At 47.4% G+C, this 11084-nt stretch carries 15 protein-coding genes; 5 read left to right on the forward strand and 10 right to left on the reverse strand.

Going from position 1 to position 11084, the window contains the following annotated elements:
- Positions 1-19 precede the first annotated feature (19 nt).
- Complete coding sequence (locus tag AAX04_RS05455; protein ID WP_066795208.1) at positions 20-409, forward strand: hypothetical protein; 390 nt, start codon at positions 20-22, stop codon at positions 407-409.
- A gap of 72 nt (positions 410-481) precedes the next feature.
- On the opposite strand, the gene AAX04_RS05460 is transcribed toward AAX04_RS05455, so the two are convergent.
- Genes AAX04_RS05460 through AAX04_RS05470 form a run of 3 tightly spaced genes read right to left on the reverse strand, consistent with a single transcriptional unit; the run spans position 482 to position 2492 of the window.
- Complete coding sequence (locus tag AAX04_RS05460; protein WP_162270112.1) at positions 482-1987, reverse strand: zinc ribbon domain-containing protein; 1506 nt, start codon at positions 1985-1987, stop codon at positions 482-484.
- Positions 1988-2046: 59 nt separating this feature from the next.
- Positions 2047-2283 carry a hypothetical protein gene (locus tag AAX04_RS05465; protein ID WP_066795217.1) on the reverse strand — a complete coding sequence of 79 codons (237 nt, stop codon included), beginning with the start codon at positions 2281-2283 and terminating at the stop codon, positions 2047-2049.
- A complete protein-coding gene (locus tag AAX04_RS05470; RefSeq protein WP_066795220.1) occupies positions 2280-2492 on the reverse strand; it encodes a hypothetical protein in 213 nt (70 codons plus the stop codon). The genes AAX04_RS05465 and AAX04_RS05470 overlap by 4 nt, the downstream gene beginning before the upstream one ends.
- A 56-nt stretch (positions 2493-2548) precedes the next feature.
- On the opposite strand from AAX04_RS05470, the gene AAX04_RS05475 reads away from it, so the two are divergent.
- From AAX04_RS05475 to AAX04_RS05485, 3 genes are read left to right on the forward strand one after another with little or no spacing between them, the layout of a single operon-like run.
- Positions 2549-3337 (forward strand): hypothetical protein, encoded by a 789-nt coding sequence (locus AAX04_RS05475; RefSeq protein WP_066795223.1) that lies wholly within the window; start codon positions 2549-2551, stop codon positions 3335-3337.
- 34 nt (positions 3338-3371) lie between these two features.
- Positions 3372-3593, forward strand: a complete 222-nt coding sequence (locus tag AAX04_RS05480) for a hypothetical protein (RefSeq protein ID WP_066795226.1) — start codon at positions 3372-3374, stop codon at positions 3591-3593.
- An 8-nt stretch (positions 3594-3601) separates the two neighbouring features.
- Positions 3602-4090 (forward strand): hypothetical protein, encoded by a 489-nt coding sequence (locus tag AAX04_RS05485; RefSeq protein ID WP_066795229.1) that lies wholly within the window; start codon positions 3602-3604, stop codon positions 4088-4090.
- Here the strand turns inward: AAX04_RS05485 and AAX04_RS05490 are convergent.
- The 3 genes from AAX04_RS05490 to AAX04_RS05500 form a co-directional block, all read right to left on the reverse strand.
- Entirely contained in the window at positions 4087-5553 is a 1467-nt protein-coding gene (locus AAX04_RS05490) for a hypothetical protein (protein ID WP_066795231.1), read from the reverse strand. The two genes, AAX04_RS05485 and AAX04_RS05490, sit on opposite strands and share 4 nt — an antisense overlap.
- A gap of 6 nt (positions 5554-5559) precedes the next feature.
- Complete coding sequence (locus AAX04_RS05495; protein WP_066795234.1) at positions 5560-6546, reverse strand: hypothetical protein; 987 nt, start codon at positions 6544-6546, stop codon at positions 5560-5562.
- A gap of 95 nt (positions 6547-6641) precedes the next feature.
- Complete coding sequence (locus AAX04_RS05500) at positions 6642-6851, reverse strand: hypothetical protein (protein WP_066795244.1); 210 nt, start codon at positions 6849-6851, stop codon at positions 6642-6644.
- A 51-nt stretch (positions 6852-6902) separates the two neighbouring features.
- Here AAX04_RS05500 and AAX04_RS05505 point away from each other — a divergent pair, with 51 nt between their 5' ends.
- Positions 6903-8840 carry a helicase C-terminal domain-containing protein gene (locus AAX04_RS05505; protein ID WP_066795247.1) on the forward strand — a complete coding sequence of 646 codons (1938 nt, stop codon included), beginning with the start codon at positions 6903-6905 and terminating at the stop codon, positions 8838-8840.
- Between the two features lie 38 nt (positions 8841-8878).
- Here AAX04_RS05505 and AAX04_RS11885 read toward each other — a convergent pair whose 3' ends face one another.
- The 4 genes from AAX04_RS11885 to AAX04_RS05520 form a co-directional block, all read right to left on the reverse strand.
- The gene (locus tag AAX04_RS11885; protein WP_156519717.1) at positions 8879-9046 is read right to left on the reverse strand and encodes a hypothetical protein; all 168 of its coding nucleotides are present in this window, start codon (positions 9044-9046) and stop codon (positions 8879-8881) included.
- Positions 9047-9139: 93 nt separating this feature from the next.
- On the reverse strand, positions 9140-9823 hold the full coding sequence (locus AAX04_RS05510) for a hypothetical protein (protein WP_066795250.1): 684 nt from the start codon (positions 9821-9823) through the stop codon (positions 9140-9142).
- A 489-nt stretch (positions 9824-10312) separates the two neighbouring features.
- Complete coding sequence (locus tag AAX04_RS05515; RefSeq protein ID WP_066795253.1) at positions 10313-10732, reverse strand: hypothetical protein; 420 nt, start codon at positions 10730-10732, stop codon at positions 10313-10315.
- A 57-nt stretch (positions 10733-10789) separates the two neighbouring features.
- Positions 10790-11065, reverse strand: a complete 276-nt coding sequence (locus AAX04_RS05520; RefSeq protein WP_066795256.1) for a hypothetical protein — start codon at positions 11063-11065, stop codon at positions 10790-10792.
- Between the last annotated feature and the right edge of the window lie 19 nt (positions 11066-11084).

Below are 11084 nucleotides of genomic sequence, written 5' to 3' on the forward strand. Positions count from 1 at the left end.
CAGTGCATGTGCTTATTGTATGCCCAAGGGTAGGGGTTTTCAAAACTTGGTTGGGCTTGCTATAACGGATGATGGAGAGGAGTTGGTGAGGTCATTCTTCAAGCTACTTGGTGTTAATTATGAGTGGCGTGAGGCGCCTTGGGTTGAGGTTAAGAGTGATGAGTTTGTTAAGAGGCTTGGTACTGCCCTTGAGTTATTCAAAATCGCAGGTGGTGGCTTGGCAATTGGCGCCAAGCCTTTAGTATTCACCATTATTACCCTTGACTATGGTGTAGCGCTCATTAAGGATGGTGAATGGTACTACCTTGCCTCAAGCGACTTGAACCCCGGTTCAACCAAGGTCAGCTTAGCCAAGACTAGGGGTAATTACCTTGAACTAACTGCCATCCTCAAGCCCCAAAACCCCTAACCCTCAAAGCCAGGAGGCCTTGGGCACATTGTATATGTTGAGGGAACAGGCCACGAGACAATAACACTACAATTAGCCGATACTGAGTCCCATGCCTGGCCTCCTCCCCGCCTTGTGGGGCGTGGGAGGTTTCCTTGCCCAGTCTTCATTGGCTTCTCTGGCTGGGTTCATGGGAGTGCCCCGGGCCAGCATTGCGGGGCTTTGCTCAAAGCTGGCCTTGAATTCCTTGAGTGCGGCGTGTAGATACTGCACGATGGGGTATGGTATAATTGGGTTGGAATCACCTTCACGTGCTTTCCAATTCATCTCCTCACTCTTCAAATCCCACCAAACTCCCTTTGCCCACGCTTCTGGTGTTAGCTTCCAAGCCATGTTCATGACTGAGGCATGATCCCTATCCACGAGGTGCCCAAGTGGGCATTGCAATGTATGCCAATCACTAGTACCCTCAAGCCTCGTAAAATGAATTGGACACACTCTACTGTTCCTGTATGCCGATACGTGGAATACCCTTGAACCCCTCTCCAATGCCTTATCCTCAACAGCCTTCTCAATGCTCTTGAATGGTGTCTGCTTTATGCGATGCCTCAACTCATCCCTCCCAATTCCATTAATCATTGATTCCTGTGGGTTTTCGCCAAGCTCCTCGGTGATTATGATTCCTGGTGTTTTTATTAATTCATTAGCCACATGCCTAACCCTACCAATCTTCCTATTCTTCTCCCTTAGGTGCTTAACACGCTTCCTATACTCCCTAGTGTCCGCTATGTTCACGTGATTACCGTTTGGTAGGGTGTACAGTGGCTTGAGCCTCTCGGTAATTGTATCCCTAATCCTCCCATACCTCCTAGCCAACCTACCGAAATCAGTCTTAATCGTGTATAGTTCTGGAACCATGTATTGCCTATTCCAACCAGCCACCCTATCTACTGTGGATGGTAAATTAACCCTACCCACAGCCACAGTGTTCTCATTAATATCGAATGAAACCACGGATTGTGGCTTAGCCTCCCTAGGCTTGACCTCGAAGATGAAGACCGCATACCACTTGTTAGCCCTACGCTTAACAATCAGTGTCCCAGCTAACTCGGCTTCCCCATTCAATACCCTCCACCAGTATTGCCAAAACCTCTTATGAAGCCTAAGCCAAGCTTCAAATCTCCTACCTCCCCTACCCCTCTTACCAGTACTAATGGGTGAAATCACAATCCTAACTGGGGCTATGGAGCTAGCGAACTGTTCATAATTCCAGGTTGTTTCAACGAATCTAATGGACACAGCCTTAACCTCAGGATAGGGCTTGCTCGCCAAGCCCCTCCTCTTCTTTTCAATGAATGACTTGGCGATTTCGGATGACTGCCTAATTGCTTGGATAACCAACTGTGAGTTAAGGCTTGGGTACTCCCGCCTATACTTACTGTAGAACAACCTATGGAGTTGAGTTGGGTTTGTAACATTGTGCTCAACGGCATAAGCAACAACCTCACGAACAATACTAAGATACATAGCCTCAACGGAGTAGAGCAACTTATTAAGCTCCTTAGTGGCCTCAAGCTCGACAGCAACAGCCCTACGCAACATCCACAGGAGAAAGCACTCATTTAAAAACCTAACCCAGCCCTAAAGGACGAGGCTTATCACCCATTGTTAATGCCATTGGTGCCATTATTACTGTTATTGTGAGTATTATTGCCAGTAGTATTGCAACCCGCATGGGGGTTGGTTGTCTTATTGTTAATTAGCCTAGCCATGGTGATGAAGCCAGTGTAGAGGGTTAGGAGGATTATTATTGAGGACGGCCACTTGACTATGCCATCCACAATAGCCCCCACTGCCAGTATTGCCGTGATTGTAAGGGTTAGGATTGCCTTCACGTGTCGTTCACTGGCACGGTTTGATTAGCCTGTAGGGTTACTGTCATTGTACTGTTCCCAACACTAATGATTATCGTATTATTGGCTTCCTTCATGGTTATTCTTGGTATTTGGGATTGTATGAAGATGAGGCTTGCTAGGAGGATTATGCCAATTATCGTGAAGCCGATTATGATTGGGATTATAATCCTCTTCACCCAAGCCCTCATGAGGAGCCTACTCTCCTATTAATCTAATTAGTAGTTTACTAGCCTGTAATAATGCTATGCCCGAAGTCCCAACCCAAACCACCCAAACTTTCCAAACCATAATGGAGGCATGGGAACTCAAGAAGATACTTAAGATACTGTCAATAGTGGATGCGGATGTAACAATAATGCCCATAGGGTCTAAGTATGATGCGAACTTGGTAAGGCTTGAGGCATTAAGTAATGACCACACTGTATTGGCCGCTGTTGATACAGTGGGGCTGTTCAATAAGTTGGGTTACAGTATAATGATTAGTAATGATGGTGTTAAAAGGTTGCTGAAGAGCCTCCCGTGGAGTAGGATGCTTGTTAGGGTTATCTTCAATGGCGCAAGGATTCAAGTGCACTCGATGAATGGTGATACTAGTGTTGATGGTACTATTGTTGAGAAGCCTGAGAGTATTATGAGTGGATTGGTTGAGCAATTGAAGGAGTGGCACCCGAAGGCTGTTATGAAGAGTGTTGATGCCTCAACACTACTGAGCTGGTTTAAGCCGTTTTCAGTGGTGGCAAGGGCTGAGGCTCGCTTCAAGATGTTGAATAATGGGTTTATGATTGATGCTAATAATGAGGGGGCGACGATGATGCTTGATACCAAGCTTGTACCTGGGGAGTACAGTGTTGATGATATCTTCGAGGTTGGGTACAATCTGAAGTATGTTACAGAATTCCTTGAGGAGGTTAAGAGGGGTCATGTCAATGTTGTATTAGGCTATGACAAGCCAATGGTGGTTGAATCAGAGCTTGAGGGTAAGGCATCTGTTGAGACAATGGCGTATATTGTACAGGCGCCAATGGTTGAGTAAGGCTTATTACCCAAACCCCCTCACTAATCCTCGAATGCCTGCAAGCCAGTCCCAAACCCAAAACTCTAAAGGGGAGGGTAGGCATTGGTTGGTGCCAACAATCATTGGGCTAGTACTACTCGTTGTGCCTGGAGGAATGTTCATATCACCAGTGTTCTTCTTGATGGCAGTACTAATGAGGAGGAAGAATAAGCCTAAGGAGAAGTCCCCCGAAACCCCCCACTCACTATTACCCCTAATTAACACCCAACCCTAACCACATTCGTGAACATTGCCGTAGTAGCATTCATAATCAACACGCTAGGCATCAGAGCGGGTACGCTGCTGAGTGACGGGGATGATGGCATTGACGCTAGGGTTAGGGTACAAAAGACTGCATACTTCCTCAAGAGGCTTGGGTATGATATTGGCTTTGAATTCGACCTCTACTACCATGGGCCTTATTCAAGTGAGTTGGCTAATACTATTGAACTATTGGCGCACCTTGGTGATGATGAACTGGCTCGGCTTGCTGTACTTTGCCTTGAGGCTGGGGAATGCCGTAGTATTAGGAGTACTGTTGAAAGGCTTAACCAGTATCCAACTGATGTCCTTGAGGTTGCCTCAATGATTAGGAGCCTACTTGATGCCCCTGACTACAGGGATGACTTGAATGGTGCCATTGACCATGTTAGGTTCCTCAAGCCCTGGGTTAGTGATAATGATATTAAGGATGCCTTGAACCTACTCAGGAGCCTTGGGTTACTGGGTTAGAATGGGAGTAATTGGCTTATGACACCCCAAAGTGGGCTAATGAACTCGACAATGATGGCTCCTAGGTATGCTGTACCAATGGCAAGGTATGGTAGGAGTAGGATGCCGAGCAATGTGACTGCCGCTGTTAGGACTCCAACAGTCGTGAAGGCAGTCTCAACATTATTCCACTGGCTATTAAGCCCAATAACGAGGTTGAGTGGCCCTGCCAGTGCCCACTCCACAGGCCCAGTGGCTGGTAGTACCGTGTAGCCACTCCACCTTGAGCCTGGTTCAAAGATTATAATGCAGGACTCGTTGAAGGCAGTGGCGTTAATGAGCATCTGCCTATAGCCGTAATAGTAGCCTGGTGGGTATGAGCCTGTCAATGGTGCGAACATTGGGAGTACCATTGGCCCGCTCACGAGTGTCGTCTTAACCATGCCAGTCTCATTAATCTTGAGACTGCAATTCCCACCCACGCCATCAGCCCATGCCCAGAATAAAACGCTCTCATTCCTAATGTAGAAGACCGTATCGTTAATCATGTAGCCAGTCCCATTGCGCCAATACCTGAGTACCCTCAATGGAAACCATGCCCCATAGACCCCACTCGAATTCTCAATTGCCGTTGCTGGGAATGGTAATTGTGCATTTATCATGAGGATTCCACCGTAGAGTGGGATGATGCTGAAGCCTGGTGGTAATATGTAATAGGAGTTTAGTACTAGCCAGTCCCAGGCAACCTGGGTAACATAAACCCCCTCGCACCCCCAAATTGGAATGTACCTTGTCCCATTAGTCATGAAGACTCCCTGACTAGTCGTAACCAATGCTGGGGAAGGCCCGTAGTAGGCTACACCGAGTATCTTAATGTCCAGGCATGGTGGGGTTAGTACTGCTACCACACCCATTGTAATCTTATAGAATAGTGAGGCTACCCATCCAATTAACGGTGTTGCCACTAGTGCCATCAACCCAATACCCATGAGTACAATACTCCCAGGCTTGTTTGGCCTTGCTAGGGCTAGGCTTATGAAGAGTGGGGCAAATGGAAATAGTGCTAGGAGTGCCTTGTATAGGGCTATCACCATTGCAGTGAGGTATGCTAACCCACCAATGAAGCCTACAATGCCATCGATAATGTTTGATAGTGAATAGTATGTATCGAACTCCTCGACTGGGAAGAGGATTATGGCTGCTACCATCTTCACTATGCCTAGTACCGCCGTGACAATATCATACTGTTTGAAAACCAAACCACCAGGTGGTGGTTGGGTTAGGCTTGGCAGGTGCCCTAGGAGTGGGGTAATAATACTCATCATTATTATGAATGCCGTGAAGGCACCCACGGCACTGTATAATTCACGGTTAATGTTAATGCCCCTAAGCCTACCCTTCACGATTACAAGGTAGGCAATGTAAATGGCAAAGAAGCCTACCCCAGTCAGCACGGAACCCCAGAGTATGCTAGCGTAGTTCATTGCCAATCACAGGTGCCTTACCTCGAATAGCGCCCTAGCCCCAGCTTCAATTAAGTCAGCTAGCCATGCTGTTATGGCGAACCCAATACCCATGGCAATATCAATGATAATGTCGCCTTCGAGCAGGTTGAAGGTGCCAGTGCTCACGAGGCTGGCGGCTGTCTTAATTAACCCCAGTGGGCTTGCCGCACCGCACACTAGCATGAGGGCTACACTGCTCTGGAGCCACGTAATGCCACTTGTAGCAAGCAGGCTTAGGAGCGTCTTTGCCAATGGATTGTTGGCGCATTGTTGTTCAATTGCATTCAACCACGCTGTCAATTCATTCCCATAGTTTAAGACTAGGGTATCTTGGTACCCAGCCACCATTGGTAGTAGGATACTGAAGACTAGGATGAATGATGCTAGCCAAGCCCCAATACGCCTAGTCCTTGATGGGAGTAGTAATGCCACTGAGAGGCTCCCAATACCGTAATTATACATTACACTCATGACTTGTCCAAGTGCGGCTAGGGCTATGGTATTCATCATTGTGGCGACTAAGGCACGATTGTAGGGTGCCATTATTGCGTTCAAGAAGCTTGATAAACTACCGAGGAGTGCGCCAATTGGCTTGAGCACCTCAGTGGCTCCTATGATTGCCCCAGCGGCGCTGAAGGCGAAGGCGAATACTAGGTTAGCAATGTACTGCCCCATCACGAGGTTAAAATCATTATACATTACATTTGGGATATCACTCAACTGTATCTGAGTGGCATTAACACCCATTGCCCCAGCAATTTTCACACCAATACTTGGGCCAATACTCATGTAGTATGCCACAACTGCAGTGAGGATTGCGCCAATTACAATGCCGTAGAACTCCTCAACAGCCTCCCTCCTCTGCCCTGGGGTTGGGGCTAGGTAGTACTTGATTAAGCCCCAAGCCAGTTCAATGCCAGCTATGGTAATCCCAATGCCGTATGGGAGGTTGAGTAGGCTTGTAATCCCCATTAACCAACCTCTCATTCATTCTCTAATTAGGAGTTTGAAGGCGAGCCAAAGGCAGTACTTTGAACAAGCCCTACGGTTACCATTCATCGAAGGCGTTACTGTGCATTGGGTACCACGCTCACCATGAATGCCTTGTTAATGTAAACCACACCATTGCTAGTCCTCAACTTAACCCAGTAACGCCTAGACTCGACAAGCACCCCACTTATTGCCTTACCATCAGCCAGGCTTATACTTATTGCCCTGCCAGCATACTCCTCACTGAAGTCACTGTGCTTCACCTGCTTCCTCCCAACCTGCCTCATAATTCCACAGTCTTGGTTCAGCTAATTAGTTAATGCACCACGCCCATTGTGATGTCCAAGCTTGGTGGGCTAAACCTGTACCCGTGGCAGTCGGAGGTTCTTGGGGAGTTGTTGTATCGGGGTGGGAGGGTTTTCGCCTTGAGCATGCCCACTGGTAGTGGGAAGACGCTTACAGCATTATTGTATGCCCTTGGTCTTGGTGTTGATAAAATCATCTTCCTCACTAGGACTATTAATGAGGAGAGGGCGCCTTGGAAGGAGTGGTTGATGCTTGTGAAGAGTGGTGTGGCTAGGGGTAGTATTGCGACCCTTCATGGTAAGGCTCGTTTTTGCCCAGAGGTGTACATTGATGAGGATGGGGAGCCTGTCATGCAGTGTAGTGAGTGTTGGTACAATGCGGGTAAGAGTGATGATGTTGAGTTTGGCGATTTTTTGATTCATGGTGATTTTTTGGTTCATGAAGCTTTGAATGTAATGGGTATTATTGACCCAACTGTACCTAACATTAGGGTATCGTACTCTAGGGCGATGGGGTTAAAACCACCTGAGGCATACTGTGTCTACCCACTCACATTACAAGCCGTGAAGTATGCTAGGCTCATTGTTGGCCCCTACCCCTACCTCCTCATACCTCAAATCGCCGATGTAATATTGGATAAGATTGAGGACTCTGAGAGCATGCTTGTCATTATTGATGAGGTTCACAACCTAGATGGACTCACAGACCTTGTGAGTACTCGTGTTAGCCCAGGTAGGCTTGCGAGCACGGCAGAGGCTATTATCAAACTCTGTAGTGAGGTGGATTGTGAACCACTCAATCTTGACTTAGATAACATTGTTAATGCCCTCAAGGCCATTGCCGATGACCTTAGCATTATCTTGAATGATTGGGCTAATGGGCTTGATGTTGGCTCGACAGTTCATGTTAAAGACCCAGTGTTGATTAAGGGAATCCTCAATAATGCCTATAATGCCCTTAAGCCTATTGTGAACCTAGTTAGGGACATAGAGGGGCTCCTTATGGGGAAGATTGATGATACTACCCGTGATAGGCTTCGGAGGATTATCATAATGATTAGTGATGATATTGAAGTACGTAAGATTTATAGTAAGATTGTGAAGACCGCCGTGGCTATTGATAAGATACTACAGTATATTGATAAGCCCAGTACTGGTTGGGGTGTCTACGTTTATCGTGAGAAGAGGACTGTGGGCATTATGCTCAGGCCACTGCTGGCTAAGGAGGTGTACAAGGACATCCTCAACACCTTAAACAAGCGCAATACTAGGTTCCTCCTCATGAGTGGCACACTCCCAAGCAAAAAGTATATTGAGCACGTCTACGGCTTCAAGGTTGATGCTACCGTTGAAAGGCGCCCAAGGCTTGGTGTGTATAAGATTAGGATTGATGCAAGTCTAACAAGCTTGTTTAATATGAGGAGTAGGGAAATGTATGAGAGGTATGGGAAACGCATTAGTGAGATTGTAAACAATGCGGAGCCAGGTGTAGTCCTAGTCGTGTACCCAAGCTACAAGTTCATGAATAGTGTACTATCCCACCTTAATATTAACAATGTTGTGGTATTCAATGAGGGTGATACAAAGGAACTCAGCACTATTGTTGATAGTGCCATAAAGGCTGTTAAGAATGGGCACAAGGTTGTCGTGAATGCTGTTGCTGGTGGTAGGTTCACGGAGGGTATTGAGGTTAAGGATGGGGATAAGAGCCTCATTAAGAATATTATAATCGCTGGCGTGCCATTTCCGAATAAGGAGGATGCCGTCTTCAAGGACATGGCTAAGGCAAGTGGGCTTGGTGAGTCAGCATTAATGAATGAGATTGGTAGGATAAGGACTCTTCAGGCAATTGGAAGGGGTATTAGAGGATTGAATGATACTGTCACAGTTTGGCTTCTCGACAAGAGGTTCGCTGGGCCTAGGGGCCTTGCTGTCAGGTGGGGTCTTATTAGGCTTGCCTCAGGGCACTAACCCTCCTCCTAACCCTCCCAGGCTTCACTATTACTATACTAACTATAACTAATAGTATTATACCCGAGCCTCCCAAGCGCCTCAACAACCTCAGTGAAGCTGGCCTCCTCAGGGTCAGGTAGCCCATTGGCGACTGCAATGTGGCTCAATGGTACTCCTGCAGAGCTTGTGAGTTCAAGCCCATTGTATATTAGCCTCATCCTCATTACACATGAATCATGCTCATGCCTTATAAACCTTTCCATAGCCGAGAGTAGGCCTCCTGAGGATGAGGAGCTTGCTTGGGGGGATGACGAGCCCTAGCCACCCCTAATGACTGGCATCCTGCAGGCGAGTAGCCTACTAATTGAAGTGGCATCATACAAGTACGCCTTGCCAGATGGCTTAGCAGTAACAAGCCCCCTAGCCCTAAGCTTGGCTAGCACCCTCTCAACGGCTTGAATGGATATTGACTCCCTGAAGGCGCCCTCATAAGCCTTAGCAACCTCCCTAGCCAACGCATGCCCATCGCAAATGAGCCTCAACACACGGTACTCTGTTTGGCTCAGGTTAATGAGCCTCGGTGCAATAGGCCAGTCAATTGGCTCACCCTTATCAGGCATGGTGAAGACCCTATCAACATTAATGCCAGTGAAGCCGCCAACAGTAGCCAGCGTCATGGCCAGGAAGCCCAAGACAGTGGTAACCCACCTGTCACCAGCAATACCGATAACGAGGCCGCATGGTGCGTAGTCCTCGATGAAGCTCCTCAAGCCAGCCACAGTATCAACCAAACTGGCCCTTGGGTTCAGGACGAACTGCTCAACCTTAATGCCCAAGTCCTGGTAGACTTGGCTTGTGAACTCGGCTAATGCGCCTAAGGCGTCACTACTAAGCCCAGTGAGGATTACCAAATCACCATCATTAACCTCACTGTTGATTAGAGCCAACCTGGCTGGGGTAATGTTCAAGCCAGCCCCAATTACAATGCACCTCCTCCCCATTAATGGAGTAGTTCAATCAAGCCTCTTTTAAGCATATTGAATGCAATGCTTTAAAACTCGCACTGGAGTGAGGGTACTGGGTGCCTGGGTTGATGACATGGTCGTATTAGGGGCGTGGGGGTGATCTCAAAGGAGAATTGAAGGGTAAGCACCTTGGATAAATACAATGTGAGAATCAATGGAACCCACGCCCCGCCCAGGCACCCTTCAATGTGAGCATGGGTGTTCGCAATCTGGGAACCCAATTACCTTAGGTTTTGTAGCTGGGAATTATCCGTGATGAGCCTCCAGTGCACTGTACCTACCAGTGACCAGTAGGCCCAGAAACCGAAAAACCTAAAAACCGGGTATACTAAAGATATACTAAAGACACCTTAGAGGTATACAGTGGGTGTCCGTAGGGGATATGGGGTCAGCCCAAGGACTAGCTCATCACCCCTCAGGCTGACCCCAGCTCCCCCTTCCTCATCACCTCAGGGCCCCGCTTTTTCATAATTTAAAAACCTTGTGACACCTGGGGGAAGTATTACCAACTGTATTACCAACTGGAATTGAATGGACAGCGCTGACCATACCATTCCTAGCCATATGCGCTAAGTCATACGCAGCCTGCCGCATGTGGACATACTTTTTCACCTGTTCATCGCAAGGTGCATTACCCTCAATCATGCTCCTAAGCATTGAAACAGCGTCAACTAGGCTAACCTGAGTGTCGATGGTAATCGGCTTAACATCAATGTTCAAGTCCTGGTAGACTTGCCTAGTGAACTCGGCTAATGCATTAAGCGCATCACCACTAACACCAACTAGAATAACATAATCACCATCATTAACGTCAGCATTAATAAGCGCTAGCCTAGCTGGTGTGATGTTAATGCCTACACCGATGATTATGCATTTCTTATCCATTGATGTGTAGGCTTCGCCGTGGTAAAATACATAACCCTGCGAAACCCACCCCACCGCCTAATACTCAACACACTTAACCAAGCCAACCCTCTCAGCATCGTAGTAACGCATGATTGCTTCACTCGGCTTATCCGAGTGAATAAGTTTAATCGACTCACCATTATGCCAAAACTCGATGACAAGTTCATTGCTACCCTCATAGACGCAGTACCTATCAGCACCACCGAGAATACCTCCAGCCAATTTCAAACCAGCCTCAACAGCCTCACTAACAGTGAATGCCCTAACGTCCACCAGACTAAACAAGTCACCCACGTACAGGAACCAGGGCATTGGTTTGATGGGTGTAATT

Origin of the sequence: Caldivirga sp. MU80 (genome assembly GCF_001663375.1) — an archaeon.
Taxonomy (GTDB): domain Archaea; phylum Thermoproteota; class Thermoprotei; order Thermoproteales; family Thermocladiaceae; genus Caldivirga.

What these genes read in the sequence shown, in the direction of transcription:
- AAX04_RS05455 (WP_066795208.1), top strand. Translation starts at nt 20, where the DNA reads ATGCCCAAGGGTAGGGGTTTTCAAAACTTGGTTGGGCTTGCTATAACG.
- AAX04_RS05470 (WP_066795220.1), bottom strand. Translation starts at nt 2,492, where the DNA reads ATGAGGGCTTGGGTGAAGAGGATTATAATCCCAATCATAATCGGCTTC.
- AAX04_RS05475 (WP_066795223.1), top strand. Translation starts at nt 2,549, where the DNA reads ATGCCCGAAGTCCCAACCCAAACCACCCAAACTTTCCAAACCATAATG.
- AAX04_RS05480 (WP_066795226.1), top strand. Translation starts at nt 3,372, where the DNA reads ATGCCTGCAAGCCAGTCCCAAACCCAAAACTCTAAAGGGGAGGGTAGG.
- AAX04_RS05490 (WP_066795231.1), bottom strand. Translation starts at nt 5,553, where the DNA reads ATGAACTACGCTAGCATACTCTGGGGTTCCGTGCTGACTGGGGTAGGC.
- AAX04_RS05495 (WP_066795234.1), bottom strand. Translation starts at nt 6,546, where the DNA reads ATGGGGATTACAAGCCTACTCAACCTCCCATACGGCATTGGGATTACC.
- AAX04_RS05500 (WP_066795244.1), bottom strand. Translation starts at nt 6,851, where the DNA reads ATGAGGCAGGTTGGGAGGAAGCAGGTGAAGCACAGTGACTTCAGTGAG.
- AAX04_RS05505 (WP_066795247.1), top strand. Translation starts at nt 6,903, where the DNA reads ATGTCCAAGCTTGGTGGGCTAAACCTGTACCCGTGGCAGTCGGAGGTT.
- AAX04_RS11885 (WP_156519717.1), bottom strand. Translation starts at nt 9,046, where the DNA reads ATGAGGATGAGGCTAATATACAATGGGCTTGAACTCACAAGCTCTGCA.
- AAX04_RS05510 (WP_066795250.1), bottom strand. Translation starts at nt 9,823, where the DNA reads ATGGGGAGGAGGTGCATTGTAATTGGGGCTGGCTTGAACATTACCCCA.
- AAX04_RS05515 (WP_066795253.1), bottom strand. Translation starts at nt 10,732, where the DNA reads ATGGATAAGAAATGCATAATCATCGGTGTAGGCATTAACATCACACCA.
- AAX04_RS05520 (WP_066795256.1), bottom strand. Translation starts at nt 11,065, where the DNA reads ATGCCCTGGTTCCTGTACGTGGGTGACTTGTTTAGTCTGGTGGACGTT.